Annotated in this window: 19 protein-coding genes; 6 read left to right on the forward strand and 13 right to left on the reverse strand. The window is 65.5% G+C overall.

Annotated elements, in window-relative coordinates; all coding sequences use genetic code 11:
- Positions 1-122: 122 nt before the first annotated feature.
- Together ACJ7Z0_RS03455 and ACJ7Z0_RS03460 are read left to right on the forward strand one after the other, a co-directional pair.
- The gene (locus tag ACJ7Z0_RS03455; RefSeq protein WP_434788691.1) at positions 123-416 is read left to right on the forward strand and encodes a hypothetical protein; all 294 of its coding nucleotides are present in this window, start codon (positions 123-125) and stop codon (positions 414-416) included.
- Positions 417-509: 93 nt separating this feature from the next.
- Positions 510-767, forward strand: coding sequence for a hypothetical protein (locus tag ACJ7Z0_RS03460; RefSeq protein ID WP_434788692.1), 258 nt, complete (start codon positions 510-512; stop codon positions 765-767).
- A 12-nt stretch (positions 768-779) separates the two neighbouring features.
- On the opposite strand, the gene ACJ7Z0_RS03465 is transcribed toward ACJ7Z0_RS03460, so the two are convergent.
- Positions 780-2756, reverse strand: a complete 1977-nt coding sequence (locus ACJ7Z0_RS03465; RefSeq protein WP_434788693.1) for a sensor histidine kinase — start codon at positions 2754-2756, stop codon at positions 780-782.
- A gap of 173 nt (positions 2757-2929) precedes the next feature.
- On the opposite strand from ACJ7Z0_RS03465, the gene ACJ7Z0_RS03470 reads away from it, so the two are divergent.
- Together ACJ7Z0_RS03470 and ACJ7Z0_RS03475 are read left to right on the forward strand one after the other, a co-directional pair.
- Positions 2930-4075: a hypothetical protein gene (locus ACJ7Z0_RS03470; protein ID WP_434788694.1), complete on the forward strand. Its 1146-nt coding sequence runs from the start codon at positions 2930-2932 to the stop codon at positions 4073-4075.
- 96 nt (positions 4076-4171) lie between these two features.
- On the forward strand, positions 4172-5290 hold the full coding sequence (locus tag ACJ7Z0_RS03475; protein WP_434788695.1) for a 3-deoxy-7-phosphoheptulonate synthase: 1119 nt from the start codon (positions 4172-4174) through the stop codon (positions 5288-5290).
- A gap of 60 nt (positions 5291-5350) precedes the next feature.
- On the opposite strand, the gene ACJ7Z0_RS03480 is transcribed toward ACJ7Z0_RS03475, so the two are convergent.
- The gene (locus ACJ7Z0_RS03480) at positions 5351-6874 is read right to left on the reverse strand and encodes a tripartite tricarboxylate transporter permease (protein WP_434788696.1); all 1524 of its coding nucleotides are present in this window, start codon (positions 6872-6874) and stop codon (positions 5351-5353) included.
- A gap of 19 nt (positions 6875-6893) precedes the next feature.
- Positions 6894-7316: a tripartite tricarboxylate transporter TctB family protein gene (locus ACJ7Z0_RS03485; protein WP_434788764.1), complete on the reverse strand. Its 423-nt coding sequence runs from the start codon at positions 7314-7316 to the stop codon at positions 6894-6896.
- A gap of 220 nt (positions 7317-7536) precedes the next feature.
- Between ACJ7Z0_RS03485 and ACJ7Z0_RS03490 the strand changes: the two genes are divergently transcribed.
- A complete protein-coding gene (locus ACJ7Z0_RS03490; protein ID WP_434788697.1) occupies positions 7537-8190 on the forward strand; it encodes a glutathione S-transferase family protein in 654 nt (217 codons plus the stop codon).
- 51 nt (positions 8191-8241) lie between these two features.
- Here ACJ7Z0_RS03490 and ACJ7Z0_RS03495 read toward each other — a convergent pair whose 3' ends face one another.
- The 7 genes from ACJ7Z0_RS03495 to ACJ7Z0_RS03525 all read right to left on the reverse strand — a co-directional run bounded on the left by ACJ7Z0_RS03495 (position 8242) and on the right by ACJ7Z0_RS03525 (position 16936).
- A complete protein-coding gene (locus ACJ7Z0_RS03495; protein ID WP_434788698.1) occupies positions 8242-9198 on the reverse strand; it encodes a porin family protein in 957 nt (318 codons plus the stop codon).
- The gene (locus ACJ7Z0_RS03500) at positions 9195-10532 is read right to left on the reverse strand and encodes a glycosyltransferase family 2 protein (RefSeq protein ID WP_434788699.1); all 1338 of its coding nucleotides are present in this window, start codon (positions 10530-10532) and stop codon (positions 9195-9197) included. Before ACJ7Z0_RS03500 ends, ACJ7Z0_RS03495 begins: the two co-directional genes overlap by 4 nt.
- Positions 10533-10689: 157 nt before the next feature.
- Entirely contained in the window at positions 10690-10980 is a 291-nt protein-coding gene (locus ACJ7Z0_RS03505) for a hypothetical protein (RefSeq protein ID WP_434788700.1), read from the reverse strand.
- Between the two features lie 5 nt (positions 10981-10985).
- Entirely contained in the window at positions 10986-11456 is a 471-nt protein-coding gene (locus ACJ7Z0_RS03510) for a hypothetical protein (protein WP_434788701.1), read from the reverse strand.
- Positions 11457-11873: 417 nt separating this feature from the next.
- Positions 11874-13061: a YihY/virulence factor BrkB family protein gene (locus tag ACJ7Z0_RS03515; protein WP_434788702.1), complete on the reverse strand. Its 1188-nt coding sequence runs from the start codon at positions 13059-13061 to the stop codon at positions 11874-11876.
- 53 nt (positions 13062-13114) lie between these two features.
- Positions 13115-15337, reverse strand: a complete 2223-nt coding sequence (yccS, locus tag ACJ7Z0_RS03520) for a YccS family putative transporter (RefSeq protein WP_434788703.1) — start codon at positions 15335-15337, stop codon at positions 13115-13117.
- Between the two features lie 66 nt (positions 15338-15403).
- On the reverse strand, positions 15404-16936 hold the full coding sequence (locus ACJ7Z0_RS03525; protein ID WP_434788704.1) for a GGDEF domain-containing protein: 1533 nt from the start codon (positions 16934-16936) through the stop codon (positions 15404-15406).
- Between the two features lie 202 nt (positions 16937-17138).
- Between ACJ7Z0_RS03525 and ACJ7Z0_RS03530 the strand changes: the two genes are divergently transcribed.
- Positions 17139-18902, forward strand: coding sequence for a tannase/feruloyl esterase family alpha/beta hydrolase (locus tag ACJ7Z0_RS03530; RefSeq protein WP_434788705.1), 1764 nt, complete (start codon positions 17139-17141; stop codon positions 18900-18902).
- Positions 18903-18932: 30 nt separating this feature from the next.
- Here the strand turns inward: ACJ7Z0_RS03530 and ACJ7Z0_RS03535 are convergent, their stop codons facing one another.
- The 3 genes from ACJ7Z0_RS03535 to ligK all read right to left on the reverse strand — a co-directional run bounded on the left by ACJ7Z0_RS03535 (position 18933) and on the right by ligK (position 21413).
- The gene (locus tag ACJ7Z0_RS03535) at positions 18933-19625 is read right to left on the reverse strand and encodes a substrate-binding domain-containing protein (RefSeq protein ID WP_434788706.1); all 693 of its coding nucleotides are present in this window, start codon (positions 19623-19625) and stop codon (positions 18933-18935) included.
- Positions 19626-19645: 20 nt separating this feature from the next.
- A complete protein-coding gene (locus tag ACJ7Z0_RS03540) occupies positions 19646-20629 on the reverse strand; it encodes a Bug family tripartite tricarboxylate transporter substrate binding protein (protein WP_434788707.1) in 984 nt (327 codons plus the stop codon).
- An 82-nt stretch (positions 20630-20711) separates the two neighbouring features.
- Positions 20712-21413 carry a 4-carboxy-4-hydroxy-2-oxoadipate aldolase/oxaloacetate decarboxylase gene (gene ligK / locus ACJ7Z0_RS03545; RefSeq protein ID WP_434788708.1) on the reverse strand — a complete coding sequence of 234 codons (702 nt, stop codon included), beginning with the start codon at positions 21411-21413 and terminating at the stop codon, positions 20712-20714.
- Positions 21414-21417: the final 4 nt, after the last annotated feature.

Below are 21417 nucleotides of genomic sequence, written 5' to 3' on the forward strand. Positions count from 1 at the left end.
GTCTTCACTTTTGAAGCCCGCTGCCGATATACGAAGGTCGGGCATCGCCAAGATGCCTTCAGCCCAGTGTTTTTCGGGGGGTCAGCCTTATGTCCGGGAGCAGGATATTTGCAGGGGTGTGCATGAAAGGCGCCCTGTCCGCATTGCTTGTTCTGCCGCCTGTGTGCACGGCGGAGACCATGCCCGGGGCGATGGCCAGCAGCGCCACGCGCCAGCTGAGCTTCAAGGTGGTCGTGCCCCCGGTGATGCGCGTGGTGCAGGTCACCCCCCTCAAGGACGGCTACGAATACCGCATCTGGACCAACACCCGATCAGCCTCGTTCAACGGCCGCGAGTACCGCTTCCCCAAGGTGGGCGAGTACACGCTGAAGGTGCCTTCGTCCCCGCGCGGGGTGTACCTCATTCACGGCCTCTGAAACCCCCGGGCCGCGGCTGCAAGCGACAGTCGGCGCCGGGTTGCCGTGCCCGCGCACGGCCGGCCCCAGCCATTCCACAGCCTGCATAGCCAAATGAAGACCTCCTATTGGACCCGCATGTGCGAAAACTGCGGGCACGGCCGACTGGTGTTGCAGCACGACATCACGAATCATCGGATCTACGTGCACTGCGAAGACTGCGAGATGGGATGGCTGCGCGCAGCCGACCAGGCCGACGTCGGCAAGGGATTTCTGGCGATGCTCGGCAATTTTGGATCCGTGGATCCGACCTTTGACGAGATCGCCCGGTCCGAATGGGCGGACCATGTCTGCGGGTCGTTCGACAGATGAGGGAGAAGTCGCCTAGGACGTGACGCCAGTCGTCTTCGGCATGGCCCCGCGGTGAAGAGGCAACCAGAGCGTGAAGCGGGTTCCGGCTCTGCTCGACTCCCAGCTCACGGCGCCGCCGATGGCCGATGCGCGCCGCTGCTGGTTGCGCAACCCCCGGCCACTTCGACGCAGGGCCTCGTCCACGGCAAAGCCCGCCCCGTTGTCTTCGATCACCACGCACACGCCCTGGCCATCCGTGGCGGTACTGAAGCAGATGCTGGTGGCCTGCGTGTGGCGCAGCACGTTGGCCACGCATTCCTGCATGATGCGCAGAATGTGCAGCGCGCTGCCCGGGTCCAGCCACGGCAGCGCAGGCACCGACTGCACTTCCCAGCGCAGCGCGAGTCCGGCGCTCTCGATGCGCGGCGCCAGGCGAAAACGCAAGGTCGCCAGCAGCAGCAGCAAATCGGCGTCCACGCTTTCCATGGAGTCGATCGCCAGCTTCAGGTCCTCCATGCAGCCCTTGAGCACGCCCGAGATCTCGGCCTTGTTCATGGCGCCCTGCTCCACCGAACGGATGGCGCTGATCAGCGACGAACCCAGCCCGTCGTGCATGTCCTGCATCAGGCGCCGGCGCTCGGCACCGAGCATGTGCTCGTTCTCGATCACGCGCATCCGCTGGTAGCTTTGCTCCAGCTCGGCTTCGCGCGCTTGCAGGCGCTGGGCCAGGCCCTTGTTCAGCCGGGCCACCTCGGCAAACGCGCCCGTGTACAGCTGGAACATGATGTACGAGAAGATGAAGAACAGGCCGATGATGGCGTAGGGTGAGGTGTACACGCTCTCCGGGCTGACCAGGTTGTTTTGCAGGAGCCCGTCGTACGAGGTGAAGGCCACCGCCAGCACGGCCCAGCCCGCCACCAGCCGCCCCTCGGGCAATTTGGCGCGCAGCGCCTTGCGCATGTTCACCGCAAAGATCAGCACCGCCACCGGCAGCACCATCAGGTTGAGCAGCGGCGTGAGCAGGTACAGGCTGGCAAACGACGCGTGAGGCAGCGTCGCGATGCTGCTGGCCGCCGCCAGGGCCACCGACAAACGGGTCAGCCAGACCGAGGGCTGCTGGTGCAGGCGCTGCAGAAACAGGTGAATGAGGATGATCAACCAGAGCAACGAGGCCACGGTGATCCACTCGAACCACTCATCCGAGATCGGGAGGTTCTCGCCGCTCACGTAGTAGTGCAGCGTGCGCAGGAAAGCCATCGTCGAGATCGCAAAGAACAGCAGGTAGAGCGATTCGCGCCTTTTGCCCACCCACACCGCCAAGGCGAATGCACCCACCGCAAGGAACGCGGCGCTGCCCATGAACGGCAACTGCACCTGCAGCAACTCGCGAGCCTGGTAGCGCCAGATCAGCGAATCCTGGTCGCCGACCCATACCGTCGAAAATCCGCTCCCGCTGCTGCGCAGGCGGTCGACCCGAATCAGCACGGACGCCGGGGACAGCGTATGGGCCGCTGCATTCAACGGCAGCAACAGCGGTCGGTTGTAGCCGTTGTGCACGGGGCTGCCATGCGATTGATAAAGCAGCACGCCGTCGCCATACACCGCGATGTGGCCCAGGGTCTTCCAGCGCGGAAGGTAGAGAAAGCGCTGCCGTTCCGATGACGCCAGCCGGGCCAGATCGATGCGGTACCAGTCGGTGACGGTCCGCTCGCCCCCCGTCGAGGTGGGGACCAGTTCGCGACCGGCCGTGTGCGGAAGATCGACCGTCTTCCACCCGTCGCTCGGCAATCCGGCATCGTCCGCACGCCGCGGAGGGGCGGAATAGCCCGAACCGGAAACGGACAGCAATTCGGCCTGGGTGATGTGGAGAACGCTGCCCGGCTGCTGCACCTCGTCCGCGGCCGGTGGCTCATTCGCGTGCGCGCAAGACAAGGCTGCCAGCGGCAAGGCCAGCCACAGCTTTGCGATCCACCGGCCCGCCCACCAACCACCGCTGCGGCCGGGCTTCATGAATTGCGTCTGCCTTCGACGCAAGCATCGACCGCCACCATCGCGACACGAGGAGTGTGGTGGCCAAGGGCAACGGAGGACGCTTTCATCAGGTCACAATTATGTGCGCGGCCGAACCACGCGCTCATCGAACGGACGGAACTGCTTCAGTCCCACCTCTGGTACAAAGCCGCATGAGCAGCGTCCCACTCGCGGCCTCCCTCGTCGATCTCTTGCTCGGGCTCGAACTCGGAGCTTCCGACAAGGCCGCTCGCGATCGCTGGTCGCTCGAGGGCGTCACCTGGCAACCCGAACAGGACGGCGTGATCGAAGTCGGCGCCCGGCAATTCGAGGCGAGCGCGCTCCGCCTTGCTTCGGGGGCGCTGGTGCTGGAGATCGATCGCATTGCCGTGCATGAACTGGTGGCTCAGCTGCGGACCGATGCCGGCTTACCGCATCTGTCTGCCATCCAAGCGGTCGAGGCCGAGCTCTCGGGCGTGAAGCTGCATGGCCCGTTGACCGTGCCGCCGCAGATGCGCGCCGCGTGGGACGCCCTGCGGAGTGCGGGCGCGGCCGCAACCCACGCGCCGCCGGCCGACGCATGGAGCCTCGGCCCGCTCGGCGAGGCAGACGGCACGATCCGCGGGGAAATCACCGACGCCCACCTGCTGTTCGACGCCGAGGTCACGGTGCCAATACGACAGGGGCAGATCGACTTCAACGATGCGACGGTCGAGCATGTGGGACCGGATTCGCGCATGGGCGTGAGTCGCCTGGGCCTGTATGTCGATGCGCCGAATGGGCGCAGCTATCTTTATCAGTTCGCATCGGCACCGCTCGCGGGTGTGGAATTCGAACGCCGCGGCGCATTGCTGAGTCCGTGGGTTTCGGAACGCGGCAAGCTGTACCTGAAGGCTTTCGGCGAGACGATGCTGCGCCAGAGCGGTGGTGGCCAGGGCCAGGGACTGACGGAGCAGGCGCGCCTGCTGCTGGGCCGCACCGCGCTTTCCGGCGAGGTGCAACTCGGTGATGGACTCTTTGCCGTGCCGGGCCTGCAAGTGCGATTGGAGGGGCGAGGCGAAGGCCGCAATGCGGTTGAATTGCACTCCGACGCCCTCGGCCAGGGCCTGGCCATCGAGATGGCTTCATTGTCGGCCGCCAATGCAGTGGCCCATTGGCGGGGCGCGCAGCTGAGCTGCGACAGCATCACGGCGCGGCTCAAGCTCCAGCTTGTTGTCGATGGGCCGCACATGCGTTTCATCCTCGACATCGGGAACTGCAAGGTTGCAGGGGCGCGGGTCGATCTTCGTCCGCATCCGGGCGTGCCGCCGGACGCGTAGCCGGGGCAGGCCACTCGGCCGCCTCGCAAGCATGTCGGCCGTGAGCGCCTTCGAAGACAATCGGATAAGCCCAGTTCGAAAATCACAGCCACGACCATGCCCCGTCTCGACGACCCCCTCCACGACGCCGAAATCGGCTCCCGCGACAGCACGCTCGACACCACCCGGATCGACGACGTGCGTATCGGCGCCGTTCGGCCGCTCATCACCCCTGCCTTGCTGCAGGAACGCGTGCCCGTGCGCGACAACACGCTGGCGCTGGTCGAAGGCAGCCGCGCGGCCATTGCCGACGTGCTCCACGGTCGCGACGACCGGCTGGTCGTCGTGGTCGGCCCGTGCTCCATCCATGACCACGACCAGGCCATCGAATACGCACAGCGCTTGAAGACCGTCGCCGACTCCCTGCAGGACGACCTGCTGATCGTCATGCGTGCCTATTTCGAGAAGCCGCGCACCACCGTGGGCTGGAAGGGCTACATCAACGACCCGCACCTGGACGGCAGCTTCGCGATCAACGAAGGCCTGGAGCTCGCGCGCCGCCTGCTGCTCGAGCTGACCACCCTGGGCCTGCCGACGGGCACCGAGTTTCTCGACCTGTTGAGCCCGCAGTTCATTGCCGACCTGATCGCCTGGGGCGCCATCGGAGCGCGCACCACCGAGAGCCAGAGCCATCGGCAGCTGGCGTCGGGCCTGAGCTGCCCGGTCGGCTTCAAGAACGGCACGGACGGCAGCGTCAAGGTCGCGGCCGACGCCATCCTCGCGGCCCGCGCGCCGCATGCCTTCATGGGCATGACCAAGATGGGCATGGCGGCAATCTTCGAGACCCGCGGCAACGACGACTGCCACGTGATCCTGCGCGGCGGCAAGGCGCCCAACTACTCGGCCGCCGATGTCGCGGCCAGCTGCGAGGCGCTGCTGGCGAACGGCCTGCGGCCTCAGGTCATGATCGACGTCTCGCACGGCAACAGCAGCAAGCAGCATCAGCGGCAGATCGTGGTCGCCGAAGACGTGGCGGCCCAGATCGCGGCCGGCGAGCGGCGCATCACGGGCATCATGATCGAGAGCCATCTCGAGGAAGGACGCCAGGACCTGAAGCCTGGCGTCGCGCTGAAGCACGGCGTCTCGATCACCGATGCCTGCATCGGCTTCGCCCAGACGGTGCCGGTGCTCGAGGGGCTGGCTTCGGCGGTCAAGGCGCGGCGGCGCTTGTCTTAAGCCGGCCAGCAGCCCTCCCTCAATGCGGCCGTCATGCGGCCGTCACGCGGCCGTCTTCCGCTACTCCTGCGGTTCCAGTGCCATGGGAGCCGGTCCCATGGCGCTTTTCTTTCGGGCCTGGAGAACGAAAGCGACCACCTGCCACACGACGAAGACCCCGATCAGGCTGAGCAAGGTGCCGCTGATGGGACGCGTCACGAAGGCGCCAAAGCTTCCCCGGCTCAGCAGCATCGCGCGGCGGAAGTTCTCCTCCAGCATCGGGCCCAGGATGAAGCCGAGCATGAGCGGCGCGGCGTCCAGTTCCAGGCGCATGAACATGTAGCCCATGAAGCCGAAGGCGGAGGTGATGAAGACGTCTTCCAGATTGTTGTTCACGCTGTAGGTGCCGATGCAGCAGAAGAACAGGATCGACGGGAACAGCACGCTGTACGGAATCTTGAATACCGAGAGCCAGTAGCGCACCAGCGGCACGTTCAGCACCAAGAGGAACACGTTGCCGATCCACATGCTGGCCACCAGGCCCCAGAACAGCTCGGGGTGGGCGCCGATCATGTTCGGCCCCGGCTGGATGCCCTTGATGATGAAGGCCGCCAGCATCAGCGCCATGACGGCGTTCTCGGGAATGCCGATGCTCATCAGCGGGATGAAGCTGGTGCGCGCTGCCGCTTCGTCGGCAGCGGCCTGGCCGGCCACGCCCTCGATGCAGCCGGAGCCGATCTCGTGCTTGTACTTGCTGACCTTCTTGTCGAGCGCGTAGGCAGCGAACTGCGCGATGGTGGGGCCGCCGCCCGGCAGGATGCCCAGCAGCGAGCCGACCACGCTGCCGCGCAGCGCGCTGGGGATGATCCGCTTGAATTCCGCCCAGGTGGGAATGAGGTTGATCTTGCCGTTGAAGGGCGAACGCTCCTCGCGGGAGTCGAGGTTCTTGGTGATCTCGGCAATGCCGAAGCATCCCAGCGCGATGCTCACGATGCCGACGCCGTCGGTCAGGAAGGGCATGTCCAGCGTGAAGCGCGCCATGCCGCTGTTCACGTCGGTGCCGATCGTTCCCAGCAGCACGCCGATCATGCACATCGCCAGGCCGTTCAGCAGGCTGCCCGTTGTCACGAAGCTCACGCACACGAAGCCCACCAGCATCATCGCGACATAGTCGGCCGGGCCGAACAGGAAGGCGACCTCACCCAGCATGGGCGCGAAGAACGACAGCACCAGGATGGCCACCGTGCCGCCGATGAAGCTGGAGAACCCGGCCGTGAAGAGCGCCAGGCCGGTCTGGCCCTTCAGCGTCATCGCGTACCCGTCGATGCAGGCCACGATGCTGCTCGCATGCGGGATCTTCATGGTGATGGCGCTCACGCTGTCGCCGTATTGCGCACCGTAGTAGATGCCGGCCAGCATGATGAGCGCACCGGTGGTGGGAATCGAATAGGTCAGCGGCAGCAGCAGGCTGATGGTGGCCAGCGGCCCCAGGCCGGGCAACAGGCCGACCAGTGTTCCCACCGTGCAGCCGATGGCGCAGAACATCAGGTTCTGCCACGTGAGGGCGTGCGAAAAACCGAACGCCAGATTGTTCAGGACTTCCATGATCGTGGCCTCAGTGGCCTCAGAAGAGCGGCAGGTTCAGGCCGAGGAGTTTCTGAAGCGCGAATGCCATGGCGATCAGGCCGGCAGAAATCTTGACGTTGCGCAACCATGAGTTCGAGCTGCCGGCGAAGGCCGAGCAGAACACCATGAAGACGATGCCCGCGACCATGTCCAGGTACATCGAGATCAACGCGAAGCCGCAAAGGCTTCCGAGGATGAGTGCGATGTTCTTGAAGTGGAGGTCCAGCCGCACCGGCGCGACGAGGAACGATCGGACCACCGTCGAGGCGCCGATCAGCAGCAGCAGGCTGCTCACCATGACGGGGAACAGACCCGGCCCGGCCCGGCTCAGGTCTCCAATGGGGTAGCGAAGCGCCGTGAGGCCGAAGGCCAATGCGATTGCCATGAGGAAGAGTCCCCTGACAAGATTTCTGTTTCTCATACGTTCCCGATGCGGTGGGTTTATTGAACGCAACCGGCGCAGGTGAAGCCGGCCGGGCTTGTCTCCATCCGGCTGGCACTCCGGACGATCGAATGCTCTTTCGCCGAGCTGATCGCAATCTGACCCCGAGGCGAGGGGAACTACGTACCCTTCGCTCCGAAGGGCTCCCCGGTCATCCGTCGCTTCGAGGAAAATGCGGCCCAGAAGCCGGAGCTTTCGAATGACCCCCACCATCACCGCCTTCGAACGATCGCCCGATCGCGGCAGAGGATTGGCGCGCGACATGCGCGTGCGCTGGGCGCTTGAAGAAGTGGGCCAGCCCTACGACGTTCGCCTTGTTTCGTTCAAGGAGATGAAGGAGCCCGCGCATCGGGCGCTTCATCCTTTCGGGCAGATTCCGACCTATGAGGAAGGCGATCTCGCCCTGTTCGAGTCAGGGGCCATCGTGTTCCATATCGCCGAGCGCCGTGCCGGCCTGCTGCCGGACGATGCGACCGCACGGGCGCGTGCGATCGCATGGATGTTTGCGGCGCTCAACACGGTGGAGCCGCCGATCCTCGATCGCGAGATCGCCACGCTCGTGGAGCGTGACAAGACCTGGTACGGGGAGCGCCTACCTGTGCTCGAGGATCGCGTCCGCATACGGCTGGGTCAACTCTCCAGCCGGCTTGGCGATGCCGATTGGCTCGATGGTGCCTTCAGCGCTGGCGACCTACTGATGGTGACGGTGCTGCGCAGGTTGAGCGGATCGGGGTTGCTGGATGGATATCCGAACCTCTGCGCGTATATCGCCCGCGGCGAGGCGCGACCGGCCTACAAACGCGCTTTCGCCGATCAGCTGGCGGTTTTCACTGGCAAGGCCCAGAGCCGCTGATGGGGTCTGCTCCAGGAGCAAGAAGCGCATCCATCGATCCTGGGTGGCACTTCAGAAAAGAATCACCCATTCGCCGCGAATGTACCGGTACTGGTAGCTGGGTCCGGAAAAGGTGGTGCTTCGACTGTAGCCGGCACCAAATCGAAACACCTGCGACCCTCTGACGGGACTTTGGAGACTGAAGTCCAGCAATTTCGTTGGCTGGCTCAGCTCGTGATTGATGGTCTCATTGCCGAGCCCCGCCGTCACAGCCGCGGTCCATCCCTGGAAACGGTGTCGCCAACTGACCGCCAGCATCGACTCGGCGTAGCTCTTCGGATTGAAATAGGCCCTGTCGACATCCTCGTGGGTACTTCGGTACGTTCGATAGCGCGCCTGCAGCGTCAGCCCCAGATCGAGCGACGGCTGATAGATCAGCCGCAGGCGGCCGTGGTCCCGCCGATTGCCGTCGGAGAAATACTGCTGTGCCAGCAGGCCCACCAGGGTCACGTGGCTCCCGAGCCCCTGATCCACGGCGACCCCGACGAAGGAAAAATCGATTCCGCGGTCCAGTGACTTGGGGGTTTCGACCCAGTCGCGCGTCAGAAGAAACTCCACCGCCGTACTCTTTGTCGGGGACATGCGGTAGCTGCCGTCGAGTGTCAGCAGCGTATGCCCTCCCTGTTGAAACACACCCGCCTCCATCGCCCCTCCGTCGCCCGTTCTGGTTTCGATCGAGCGGGCGAGAAACGAGATCTTCTGGCCATTTCTTCGCCAGTTGTCCTGCTTGTATTGGTAATCGCCCAGCCGGAACCCCAGGAAGCGATCCGCGTTTTCAAAGGCGGGAAAAAACTCCACGGACACGCGCCGCGATTGAAAATGATCGCTGTCATTGGTCAGAAAGAATTCCGTCCCAAACGCCATGCCGGCTGCTTTTTCGTTGGTTTTTTCTTCCTCTGCCTTGCAAGGAGAAATCAACGCCGCGAAGCCCAAAAGACCGGCCAGACCGCATTGGAGTCCCCCGCTCATTTCGTACCCCACGACTTCGGCTTTCTGAACAGTTCATCCAGATATCCCAGAATGCTGGCCGGCTGCAGAATGAGGCTGTACAGCAGCACGTAGACAAAGAATCCCTGCACATTTTTTCGCACGACCAAGCCTGTTTTCTTGAACATTCGGCGTTCGATCGAAAACATCAGAAGACTCAATGCGAAAGCGGCCGGCAGCAGCGCAAGGGTCATCAACCCCACAATCCAGTAATAGCCGAAGAAGGCAAGGATCAATCCAGGTATGAATCCGAAGGTGAACGCCAGATCCAACCATGGAAACAAAAGGTTCCAGTAAACGAAAAATGTCGACAACCGGGATTTGAGGAGGATCCCCGGATGCTTGATGAAGGCTTCCGTCATGCCACGCGCCCATCGCTGGCGCTGCTTGACCAGTTGTTTGACGGTGCTGGGCACGTTGGTAAACAGGCATGCATCCTCGCAATGGCCGACCCGATAGCCCGCCTTCAGCAGGGCCCACGTGAGCACGATGTCTTCTCCCACGCACTCCGGCCATCCGCCCACCTCGGCCAGCGCGGCACGGTCGTAGACGGAAAATGCACCCTGCGCAACCAAAGTGCCCTGGAACAGCGATTGAACCCGCTTGATGGCAGAAATACCGTGGAAATAGTCCCATTCCTGGCAACGGGTGATCCAGTTTTGCCGCGAATTTCGGACCAGGATCTTTCCCGCAACAGCGCGCGTATTCGGCGGATCCGCTTGATAACGCTCGACGATATTGACCAGCGCCCCTCGGTACAGAAACGAATCTGCATCCACCGTGATGACAAGGTCGTGCAGAACCTCCTTGAGCCCGATGTTCAGCGCGCGAGCCTTGCCTCCGTTCTTTTTCAGGTCGACGAAGGTCAGCCACGGGTACCGGTCCTGATTGCGCTGAACAACAAGAGAAGTGCCATCCGTGGATCCATCGTTGATCACGATGACCTGCAATTCGCCGGGGTATTTCTGGTGGCCGATGCTGACAAGCGTCTCCTCGATCGAAGCCTCTTCGTTGTATGCGGCAACCAGAATGGAGATCGGGGGATAGACGGACAAAGCGCGGTGCGGCGGCCTTTTGTCCAGGACCAGGCTTATCGCCAGGAACGCATTCATGAAGCCCGGAATGATGGCGATCCCATACACCAGGAAAATCGCCAAAGCGGGGCCGACATGGAATTGAAGATCGGCGAACCAAGGCCCCGCGGCCCATATTGAAAACCCCATCCAGGCGCTGGCACCAATCAATGCGATGAGAAATTTTCCCGACACCGGCAGGTAAAGTATTCGCTGCAGCGCTGTTTGGCCATCTTCGTTCATGTCGCCCTCGATAGTTCCAAAAATGTAACGCGCATGGAGCCCGGGGAACAGTCTGTTTACACTGTTCGAGGCGCGTTAACAACTATGAATCGAGGGCGTTGCTTCGCCCGGCGCCGCCGGCGGGTCGGTAGGTGACCGTCAGAGGGCCCCGACGATTTCAACTCAGCGAAGAGCTCCGCATCCTGTTTCGAGCTATCTGCAGCGTCCTGCCCATTCGTCGGGGTTCGTTGAGCATCTTGTTGATTTCCGCCATGCCGTCCTCCGTGATGCACGTCACGGTGGCTGTTCGGGCGACGTTGTACTTGCCGGCCGAGTCCGAGGCAGGCGCGATCTCTGCTTCAATGAGACCGGTCGCTTTCAATACGCTCACATGCTGAACGTCTTCGGGTCTCGCCACCACCTTCGGCAGGGCGACGTACTGCAGGCTTAGCAAATAGAACAGGGGCATGGCCGTTACCTCATTCGATGCGTTTTGTTGTCGAGATGGGGCGCTTGCTCGCGTCGCTCCTTCGTTGGAGAACTCGAAGATATGCCACTGCCCCGGCCAGCCTGTCGGACGCCAACCAGCAGCTCTGTAGCCCAAGAAACCTCCTCAGGGCTGCCGATCGCTCCGTCGAACAAGCCTGGATCAATGACTGTGGCCGGGTCTGCCACAGGCTGTGCTCGCGGGGTCTGGATATCGATTTCCGCAGTCTCCAGACATAAGCAAATTCTTAACTCGGCCAAATGACCCAGAGCGGCGTAGTTGGTCGAGATCGCCTTGAGGACGACCAGCACCATCGGGTCGTCCTTGCCGATCGGCATCCCGTTGATCTCGTCGCAGATCCGTTTTGCCTGCTGGTATTGAAGCTCGGTGACTTTCGCGGCGTACGCAATCCGGCGTTTCGCCACTTCGGAAAGTTCGACCTGGGAGTCGTCGCTCATTTTCTGCTCCGGGTTGCGAGTCCCCCTACGGCACATGGCCGAGACAGGAGGCGAATCGGACGAGCCAGGCAGATGACCCGACATGGACGAATATCCATGGAGAGAAGGTCGCGGCCATTGGAGCCGGTCATATGCTTCCTTGGTGAACGCCGGAAGGCGGCCTGTGTGGTCTCGACGATGTATTGGATTGCGCCGACGACATAAGCACATGGAAGGAATGTCCTCTCCTTCTCGTTCGATAAGTACTGGAATAGCACTGAAGAGCTGGGACTTTTGTCCTGTTGAAGCATCCGCCCGCGGGCGTGTTGGCTTTTGCGGAGCTGGGCCAGCGGCAATGACGTGTGCACGTCCCAACCGTCGCGCTGGCGACGACCGCTGGACGACGCCGCGCCAAAGCGCGGCCCGAAGGCCAGCGGGTCAGCGCGTCTTGGGAGCGCTCGCAGACGGCGCTGGCGTTGCGCCCCTTTCAGAACGCGAGCGAGTCGGGCCGTGCGGGCGGGCCGCGCCGCGGCGTCGCAGCGTGCGCCGATGCCACGCCATCAGGCTGGTTGCCACGCTGATGGCAAACAGCCCGGCAACCTGCTGGATGAGCTTGGCGGTGGCCACCCGCGTGCGCTCCTCCAGCACCCGCCGGGTGTCCTCGACGTTCGCAAGAGCTTCGAGTTTTCCCGTTTCGTGCTGGCGCACGGCGGCGCTTTCGGTGCCCTGCTCGGCTTGCTGCGCCGCGATTTCCGTCGCGGCCTGTGCCTTGCTCGCGGCAACCGATCCATGGGCGTTGGCATAGACCTTGGTGAATTCCGCGCCGAGCAAAAAGACCTGCGCCGCGTAGTACACCCATGCCAACAGCACCACCAGCGATCCGGCCGCGGCGAACGATTCGGTCACGCTGCTCTTGCCGAGATAGAGGCCGATCAGAACCTTGCCGACCTCGAAGAGCACGGCGGTCACCGCCGCGCCGATCCACACGTCGGGCCATGCGATCGGCGCGCTCGGCATGAGCTTGTAGATCATCGCGAACAGCAGCGTGAGAATGCCCAGCGTCACCACTGCATTGAGCGACTGCAGCAGCAGCTCCCACCCCGGAAAAAACCCGACGCTCCAGTTTCCCAGCGCCGCGAGCACGGCACTGACGACGAGCGACACCATCAGCAGGAACGCGAGCCCCAGGATCAGCCCGAACGACAGCACCCGCGCCCGCAAAATGCCCCACAGGCCGCTCGGCTTGGCGCGCTCGGGCACATGCCAGATGCGGTCGAGCGCGCTTTGCAGTTCGGCAAACACGGTGGTCGCACCGACGATCAGCACCACGATGCTGATGGCTCCGGCAATCAGCCCGCGCGACGGCTCGTTCGCGCTCTTGACCAGCGCTTGCACCGCCTGCGCACCCTCCTCGCCGATCAAGCCCGTCAGCTGCGCGGCGATCTGGCCCTGCACCGCTTCAGCCCCGAAGAGCGCGCCCGCCACCGCGATCACGATCACCAGCAGCGGCGCCAGCGAGAACATCGTGTAGTAGGAAATCGCCGCTCCCATGCTCGGCGCGAAATCGTCCACCCAGGCCATGGCGGCCTCCTTGCACAGGCGCAACAGATGCTTGAGCTTGTTCATGGCCCATCGAAGCTCGCGCTTTCACGCAAGATTCGCTGTAGGTAGACACCGCTTCAGCGTGCAAGGTCCGCGCCGTCTGCATGCGGCTGCATCCATCGGCCGGCATGATCGCGCAGCGATTCGATCTGCACCCGGACCATGGCGAGCTCGGCCCGAAAAAGCCGGGCGATGTGATCGGCCGCCTCGTCGCCATCGGCCTCCTCCACCGCTGTCGCGGGATCGATCGGCTTCGGGGCCGCTTCGCCGCCGCCATCCGGCGACGCACCTTCCATACCTTCCATGTACGAGGCCAACGCATCCAGCGCGCTTGCCGCGCCTTCGGCCTCGGCATGCAGCGCGGCCAGCTGTTGCGGCGCGTGCAGCGCCGCGCGATGCGCGCCAAGCGCGGACAAGTAGCTCAGGAGCGCGTGCGACTGGATCAGGAACCGCAACGCGACGCCCGCGCGCGGCCGCACGAGGCCCGGTTCGCGATACATCTCGAACACGGCGCCGGACAGCGTGGCGTCGGCGTTGTGGGCATTGCGCCTCGCGAGCCGATAGGCCAGGTCGTCGCGCGCCCCCGAGCGATATTGGCTGGCGATCTGCCGCAGGTAGTGCCCGTGGTTGCGCAGCGCCGTCGCAGCCAGATCGCTGAAGCGCCGCGACTGCCAATGGGGCAGCACGAGGATCATCGCCAGCGCGGCAATCACGCTGCCGATGGCGGTGTCGATCAGCCGAGGCACGATCAGCACGTCGCCATCGCCCACCTGGTTGGAGCACATCAGCACCAGTACCGTGACCGCGGCCGTGGCGAGCAGGTAGCGCGTGGCACGCGTGGCGAAGAAGAAGACACCCGCGGCCACGGCCACCAGCGATTGCAGCCAGGGCTGGGGAAAGAGCGCCAGCAAGGCCCACCCGGCCACCACGCCGACCGCCGTGCCCGCGATGCGCTGGCCCATGCGCGACACGGTATCGCCCCAGGCCTGCTGGCAGACGAACAGCGTGGTCAGCAGGATCCAGTAGCCCCGCACCGGGTGGATCAGCAGCATCACGCCATATCCCGCCATGAGTGCGACGGCCAGCCGCAGCGCATGGCGAAACAGCGCCGACTGCGGCGTGAACTGGCGCCGCACGCGCTCCACCCGCTCGCGCCAGGAACGCGGCGAGCGGTCGAACAGCCCCATGTCGGCGCGCCCGGCCCGGGCCGATGGCTCGGTGGCGCCGGCGAGCTGCCCGTCGAGCTGCGCCAGATTCCACGCCAGCGCCTCGACGGACGCGAGCAGCGCAAGCCGGCGCGGTTCGCGCACCTGCGTGCGCTCGTGGTCGATGGCGCTTTGCAGCTCTGCCAGCGCGCGGCCCGTCTCGGGGCCGGCGACGAAGGGTTCGCGCCGCTCGATCGAATGCGCAAGGCGGCGGCAGGCTTCTCCCTGCAAGCTCAGCACGCGCTGGCAGCGGTACAGCAGGTCGCTGTGAAAGAACGCATCGGCCAGCGCGTTGTAGTCGTCATGCGACGAGGTCGCGCGCTCGTGCACGTCCTGTGCGATCAGGTACAGGCCGCGGTAGCGAGCGATGCGGCCCTTGGGTGCGCGCGCGCCAATGCGCCGGAAGATGCCCTCCTTGGCCGCGTTGAGTTCGCCCACCACGTCGGCATTGAGCTGTGCAAGCGAAAGCCGCTTGCGCTCCACGTCGATGCCGCGCAGCGGCTCGAACAGCGATGCCTTGAAGCACACGTAGTCGCCGAGCACGGAGAACAGCTTCACCAGCCGCACCTGCACCGGCTGGGCCGGAAAGAACGCGCACCACGCCACCGAGAACACGCCATACCAGGCGGCGCCCGCCAGCAGGAGCAGGACCTCCCGCAGCCTTGCGGCTTCGCTTGCGGCGGCGTTGCCGTCGGTGCCCAGCGTGGCATAGATCGCAAGAATGAGCGTGGCAAAGCCGATGGCCTTGTAGCGCGGCTCGATGGCGCCAAGCATCGTGAGCGAGAACGCGGCCAGCGCGAGCCCCGCGATGAAGAAGACCGGCTGGTCGATCCAGGACAGCACCGCGAAGGCCGCCACCGCGAAGCAGGCCAGCGTGACGAGCTGCGCGCGCAAGCGCCCGCGGGCGCTGTCGTCGGTCTCTGCCAGCGCGCTCGCAATGGTGCCCAGAAAAAGCGGCGTGACGGCTTCGGCGTGCCCGCTCAGGCTGCCGATCGCCATCAGGCTGCCCAGCGTGAGCAACACCCGCAGCGGCTGGGCCTGCCCGGCCAGTTGGCGCAGGCGATAGCGAAAAGTATCCAGGGAAAATGAAAACATGCCCGTCTTTGTGCACGATGCATGCCAACACGCACCCTGCCCTTGCGCTCGCCGGCGCCGCTCAGCCTAGGCGGGCACGGGCCGCATCGATGCGCATACGCGGTTGCGGCCGCCCGCCTTCGCCGCATACAGGGCCTGGTCCGCGGCACGGATCAACTCCTTCGGCTGCGCCGCTCCGGGCACGGGCTTGAGCGCATCCACGCCGGCACTCAACGTCACGAAGCCGTCTTCGGTGCCGGCATGAACGATCTTCAGGTCGCGAACGGCGCTGCGAATGCGTTCCGCCAGGATGACGGCGCCCGCCACGTCGGTGTTCGGCAGCAGCACCACCAGCTCCTCTCCGCCGTAGCGCGCCGCCAGGTCCCCCGGACGGCGGCCTGCAACCTTGGCGATGGTGCGGCCGATCGATTGCAGGCACTCGTCGCCGGCCGCGTGGCCGTAGATGTCGTTGTACTGCTTGAAGCAGTCCACATCCATCATGATCAGCGCGAGCGTGCTCGCATTGCGCATCGCGCGGCCGAACTCGTTGTCGAGCGTCACGTCGAACTGCCGGCGGTTCGCAAGCCCGGTCAGCCCGTCTTCCATGGCCAGCGTGTTGAGCGTCTTGTTCAGCGTCTCGAGCGCGTCGCGCGCCTGCCGCAGTTCGTTCTCGGTCTGGGTCTGGAGCTCGAACTGCTTGACGAGCCGCCATCCGACGAAACCGACCACCAGCGCGAGCAGCAGCACACCGGCCGAATGCCAGATCGTCTCGCGCCACCAGTTGGCCAGGATTTCGTCCTTGGACAAGGCCGCGGACACGAACAGCGGATAGTTCTCGAGGCGCCGGAAACTGTTCAACCGCATCGTGCCGTCCTGCGCCGAGCGGATGTACGCGGTGCCGACTGCGCCCTGCTCGACGTAGGCGCGAAAGAGGTCTGTCTCCCGCATGTCGCGCCCGACCATGTCGGCGCTGTAGGGCCGGCGGGTCATCATCGTTCCGTTGTCCAGCACCAACCCTACGGCGCCCGCCTCGCCGATGTCCAGGCTGTCGTAGAACTTCATGAAGAAGTCGACGTCGATCGTCGCAAGCGCCACCCCCGCAAAGCTGCCGTCTGCATGGTTGATGCGACGCGACACCGGCACCAGCAATTCGCCGCTGGTGCGGCTCTTCACCGGAATGCCGACGTGCGGTCCGCGCTCCTCGTGCGTGCGATGGAAGATGAAGTATTCCCGGCTCGCATTGTTCAGGTTCTGCGGCGTGATGCGGCGCGAGTTCGCGACCCAGTTGCCGTCCTCGTCGTAGATATGGAGGCCGTCGAGCTGCGGAAATTCATCGACCTGCGCGGCAAGCACCTTGCGAAGCCGCTGGACGGCCGCCGGACCGGTGCCGTCATGTTCGACGCGCTCGACGATGCCGACCAACGCGGAGTCGGCCGCCTTGAGCGTGTCGTCCGCCTGTTGCGCCATGGCGCGCGCAAGGTTCGACGTCGCTGCGTTCATCTGCCGCAGTTGCACCGTGCGCGACTGCCAGCTGTTCCAGCAGTCGATTGCCAGCAGGCTGAGGCAGACGATGGCCACGAAGGCCATCGTCCGAAAGGTGATGGAGGGTCGGCGAAGCACGATGCGTTTCCAAGGGATGCCGTAACGGCCGCTCGCACTTTGACACATCTGCGACCCGATCACCTCGAATACGGCAAATCGAGCCGGACCCTGAGCGGCAAGGCTTCAGGGTTTGCCCTATTTTTTAGTTATCACATAAAACTATATTGGTTATCCAAGATAACTTCATCACAGCCGGCCCGACCCGGCAAAGGAGACACCGATGAGCCGGATCATGTTCCCTTCATGCCACCCGACATGGGCCGCATTGGCCACAGCCTCGCTGCTTGCCGCCTGCGGCGGCGGTGGTGGCGGTGGCGCAAGCGGCTTCGGGTTCCTTCCCGCCGCGCCCTCCCCCGGCGGCTCCGGGGTGTCGGAGGCACGCCCCGGCACGCTCCAGTCGTGCAGCGATCTCGCAAGCCAGGCGGCGTTCGGCAACACCGCCTACACCAGCGTCACTTCGGTCGCCGCGGGCACGCTCGTCGTCGCCGGCGTGAGCACGCCCGTGCCTGAGCATTGCCTGGTGCAGGGGCAGATGAACCAGCGCACCAGCAGCGTGGACGGCAAGACCTACGCCATCGGCTTCGAGATGCGCCTGCCGGTCAGCTGGAACGGACGGTTCTTCTACCAGGCCAACGGCGGGCTCGACGGCAACGTGGTGCGCGCGACGGGCGGCATCGGCGGCGGCGCGCCCACGAGCACGGCGCTGCACCGGGGCTTCGCGGTGATCAGCTCCGACGCCGGGCACTCGGGCGCGCAGATTCCGACCTTCGGCATCGACCCGCAGGCGCGCCTGGACTACGGCTACAACGCCGTCGCGCAACTGACGCCGATGGCCAAGAACCTGATCGCCAAGGCCTATGGGCGCGCACCCGACCGCTCCTACTTCGGCGGCTGCTCGAACGGCGGCCGCCACGCGATGGTGGCCGCGGCACGGTCCGCAAACCAGTACGACGGCATCCTGGCCGGCAACCCCGGGTTCAACCTGCCGAAGGCCGCGGTGGCCCAGCTCTATGGCGTGCAGCAATATGCCAAGGTGACCACCGCCACCACGGCGGCCGGCAAGCCGGACCTGCAGACCGCCTTCACGCCGGCCGAGATGACCACGGTGGCCAACGCGGTGCTCGCGCGCTGCGACGCCCTCGACGGCGCAACGGACGGCATCGTGGCCGACGTGCAGAGCTGCAAGCAGGCCTTCGACCTGGCCAGCGCCGTGCCCACCTGCGGCGCCACGCGCAACGGCAGCTGCCTCACGGCCACGCAGAAAACCGTGCTCGACAACATCTTCTCGGGCGCGCGCAACAGCGCGGGCACGGCGCTCTACAGCAGCTTTCCGTATGACGCCGGCATCAAGGGCGCCGACTGGCGCCAGTGGGAATTTGCCAATTCGCAGAACCTGGACACGGCCGCCGTGGGCTTCGTCTTCAGCACGCCGCCGCTGGGCACGAGCCGCCCACCGGGCATCGACTTTGCGCTGGGCTTCAACATGGACACCGATGCGCCGAGCATCTTTGCGAGCACGGCGCTCTATACGGAGTCGGCGATGTCATTCATGACGCCGCCGAACCCCGCCAATCTGTCGGCGCTTCGCGAGCGCGGCAGCAAGCTCATCGTCTACCACGGCACCAGCGATGCGGTCTTCTCTTCGGACGACACGACGACCTGGTACGAGCAGCTGCGCGCGGCCAACGGCGGCGACGCGTCCGGCTTTGCCCGCTTCTTCCCGGTGCCCGGCATGAACCATTGCGGCGGCGGCCCGGCCACCGACCAGTTCGACATGCTGGCGCCGCTGGTGGCGTGGGTGGAACAGGGCAAGGCGCCCGCGTCCGTCACCGCCACGGCGCGCGGGCCCGGCGCCAACGTGGTCAATGCCGAAGTGCCTGCCGACTGGTCGCCTGCCCGCACACGGCCGCTCTGCCCATACCCGCAGACGGCGGTCTACATGGGCGGCAGCATCGAATCGGCCGCCAGCTTCGCCTGCCGATAGCCACGGTCCTCCCCCGCCCGGCCCGAAGCCTCAGGCCGGCTCCATGCCGTGGCGGCGCTTGGTGTCGGCGCTGTCCGCCGAGCGCATGAAATCGAGCAGCGCGCGCACCGCCTCCGGCTGTGCGCCGCCGCCGATGCCGGGAGCGGCCGTAAAGACGGTGGTGATCTGAACCGCCGGCGGCAGCGGGCCGATCAACTCGATGCCTTCGACGCCGATCAGCTCGCTCAGCTGCTGGAACCCGAGCTCGGCATCGCCGCGCGCCAGCAGCGAGCCGACCGGCACGCCGGTCGGCGCCTGCACCAGGCGGCCGCGGATGTCGCCGGCAATGCCCCAGCGCTCGAACAACGCCATCAGCGCCGTGCCGCTCGGACCCGTCGAGTAGGCGATGCGGGGTGCCGCCAGCACGCTGCTGCGCAACGCCTCTTCGGTGGAAATGTCGGGACGCGGCGCACCGGCGCACACCGCCGCCGCCACGCCCGAGCGCACCAGGTCGGTCTTGCCGGCGGCATCGAGTTTGCCCGCCGCCGCCAGCTTGTCGATGGCGTCCGAGGCCAGCACCACCACGTCGAACGGCTCTCCCGCGGACACGCGCCGTGCAGCCTCGACACCTCCGATGGCCAGAAAGGAGACCGGCACGCCCGTGTGCTGCGCATAAGCGGCCGCGAGTTCATCGAGCAATCCGCGCGTCGCCATCGAACAGAGGCCCTGGATCGGTGTCGTCATACGTTGCCTCGCTCGCGTGGTCAATCAGGCTTGATGTTGGCTTCGCGGATCAGCTTGCCGTAGCGCGCCGCATCGGTCTTGAGCAGCTTGTCGAATTGCGCCGCCGGTCCGGGCAGGGTGACGCCGCCGGCCGCGGCAAGCTGGTCGCGCACCTCCGGCGAGGCCAGCGCCTTCTGCACCGCATCGTGCAGCTTGGCCTGCAACGGCTGCGGAAGCCCCGCGGGCGCGACGAAGCCATACCAGACGCTCGATTCGAAACCGGGATAGCCCGACTCGGCCACCGTCGGCACGCCCGGCAGCACCGCGGCGCGCTCGCCGCCCATCACCGCGAGCACCTTCAGCTTGCCCGACTTCGCGAGCGGCAGCACCTCCAGCGCGTTGACCGCCACCACGTCGACATGTCCGCCGAGCAGATCGGTGAGGGCCTGCGCGCCGCCCTTGTACGGCACGTGGCGCAGTGACAGGCCGGCCGTGTGCTGGAACAGTTCCATCGCCAGATGCGGGGTGGAGCCATTGCCCGGCGTGGCGACAGTGACGCCGCCCGGCCTGGCCTTGGCCGCGGCTACCAGTTCGGGCAGCGTCTTGATGGCCGAGCCCTCGCGCACCGAGAACACCACCGGCACGCGGCCGACCGAGGCGACTGGCGTCAGGTCGCGCTCGAGATCGTAGGGCGCGGGCTCGAAGAGCGAAGGGTTCACCGCCAGCGCGTTGGCCGCGAGCAGCAGCGTGTAGCCGTCGGGCGGGCTCCCGATGAGCGCCTTCACCGCGATGTTGGTTCCCGCGCCCGGCTTGTTCTCCACCACCACGGGCTGCCCGAGGATGGCCGACATGCGCTGGCCGACCGAGCGTGCAATGGCGTCGACCGCACCACCGGCGCTGTAGCCGACCAGGATCTTGATGGGGCGGGACGGATAGGCATCGGCGGCACCGGCATTGACTGAGGCGCCGAGCGCCAGCACACCGACCAGGGCCAGCAAGCGGCGGCGAATGAAAGAAGTGGTCATCATCAGTTTTTCAGGTTGCGGGGATTTCTGGTCCCCAGGTCTGCGGCGCGGGCATCCTTGCCGGGCCAGCGGTGCGCCGCGCTCAGTCGATGTAGCGCAGGCCGGCCTTGGCCAGCGGCTCGCGCATGGCGTACATGTCCAGGCCAAGCTCGCCGGCCGCGAAGCGCTCGCGCTTGGCCGTCTCGTTGGCTTCGCGCGCTTCGGCCGCATCGGCCACCTGCTGCGCGCGCGCGGCGGGCACCACCACCACGCCGTCGATGTCGGCCACCACCACGTCGCCCGGATACACCAGGGCGCCCGCGCACACCACCGGCACGTTGACCGAGCCGAGCGTCGCCTTGATCGTGCCCTTGGCATGGATCGCGCGGCTGAACACGGGGAAGCCCATCGCATTGAGGTCGCGCACGTCGCGCACACCGCCGTCGATCACGAGGCCCTTGCAGCCGCGCGCCTTGAAGGAGGTGGCGAGCAGGTCGCCGAAGAAGCCGTCGGTGCTGTCGCTGGTGCAGGCCGCAACGACCACGTCGCCGGGCTGTATCTGCTCGGCCACCACATGCAGCATCCAGTTGTCGCCGGGCTGCAGCAGCACGGTGACGACCGGGCCGCAGAAGCGCGCATCGGGATGGATGGGGCGGATGCGCGGCTGCATCAGCCCGAGCCGGCCGAGCGCCTCGTGCACGGTGGAAACGCCGAAGCGCGAAAGCTTTTCGACGGCGGCCGCATCCGCGCGCACCACGTTGCGGTGAACCACGCCGAGCTGTTGGAGGGTGTTGGAAGCAGACATGAGA

Source organism: Variovorax palleresanus (assembly GCF_051144945.1).
In the GTDB taxonomy this organism is placed as follows: domain Bacteria; phylum Pseudomonadota; class Gammaproteobacteria; order Burkholderiales; family Burkholderiaceae_C; genus Variovorax; species Variovorax paradoxus_S.

Excerpts from the sequence above, each read along its gene's own strand:
- ACJ7Z0_RS03455 (WP_434788691.1), top strand. The coding sequence starts at position 123 with ATGAAAGGCGCCCTGTCCGCATTGCTTGTTCTGCCGCCTGTGTGCACG.
- ACJ7Z0_RS03460 (WP_434788692.1), top strand. The coding sequence starts at position 510 with ATGAAGACCTCCTATTGGACCCGCATGTGCGAAAACTGCGGGCACGGC.
- ACJ7Z0_RS03465 (WP_434788693.1), bottom strand. The coding sequence starts at position 2,756 with ATGAAGCCCGGCCGCAGCGGTGGTTGGTGGGCGGGCCGGTGGATCGCA.
- ACJ7Z0_RS03470 (WP_434788694.1), top strand. The coding sequence starts at position 2,930 with ATGAGCAGCGTCCCACTCGCGGCCTCCCTCGTCGATCTCTTGCTCGGG.
- ACJ7Z0_RS03475 (WP_434788695.1), top strand. The coding sequence starts at position 4,172 with ATGCCCCGTCTCGACGACCCCCTCCACGACGCCGAAATCGGCTCCCGC.
- ACJ7Z0_RS03480 (WP_434788696.1), bottom strand. The coding sequence starts at position 6,874 with ATGGAAGTCCTGAACAATCTGGCGTTCGGTTTTTCGCACGCCCTCACG.
- ACJ7Z0_RS03485 (WP_434788764.1), bottom strand. The coding sequence starts at position 7,316 with ATGAGAAACAGAAATCTTGTCAGGGGACTCTTCCTCATGGCAATCGCA.
- ACJ7Z0_RS03490 (WP_434788697.1), top strand. The coding sequence starts at position 7,537 with ATGACCCCCACCATCACCGCCTTCGAACGATCGCCCGATCGCGGCAGA.
- ACJ7Z0_RS03495 (WP_434788698.1), bottom strand. The coding sequence starts at position 9,198 with ATGAGCGGGGGACTCCAATGCGGTCTGGCCGGTCTTTTGGGCTTCGCG.
- ACJ7Z0_RS03500 (WP_434788699.1), bottom strand. The coding sequence starts at position 10,532 with ATGAACGAAGATGGCCAAACAGCGCTGCAGCGAATACTTTACCTGCCG.
- ACJ7Z0_RS03505 (WP_434788700.1), bottom strand. The coding sequence starts at position 10,980 with ATGCCCCTGTTCTATTTGCTAAGCCTGCAGTACGTCGCCCTGCCGAAG.
- ACJ7Z0_RS03510 (WP_434788701.1), bottom strand. The coding sequence starts at position 11,456 with ATGAGCGACGACTCCCAGGTCGAACTTTCCGAAGTGGCGAAACGCCGG.
- ACJ7Z0_RS03515 (WP_434788702.1), bottom strand. The coding sequence starts at position 13,061 with ATGAACAAGCTCAAGCATCTGTTGCGCCTGTGCAAGGAGGCCGCCATG.
- yccS (WP_434788703.1), bottom strand. The coding sequence starts at position 15,337 with ATGTTTTCATTTTCCCTGGATACTTTTCGCTATCGCCTGCGCCAACTG.
- ACJ7Z0_RS03530 (WP_434788705.1), top strand. The coding sequence starts at position 17,139 with ATGAGCCGGATCATGTTCCCTTCATGCCACCCGACATGGGCCGCATTG.
- ACJ7Z0_RS03535 (WP_434788706.1), bottom strand. The coding sequence starts at position 19,625 with ATGACGACACCGATCCAGGGCCTCTGTTCGATGGCGACGCGCGGATTG.
- ACJ7Z0_RS03540 (WP_434788707.1), bottom strand. The coding sequence starts at position 20,629 with ATGACCACTTCTTTCATTCGCCGCCGCTTGCTGGCCCTGGTCGGTGTG.
- ligK (WP_434788708.1), bottom strand. The coding sequence starts at position 21,413 with ATGTCTGCTTCCAACACCCTCCAACAGCTCGGCGTGGTTCACCGCAAC.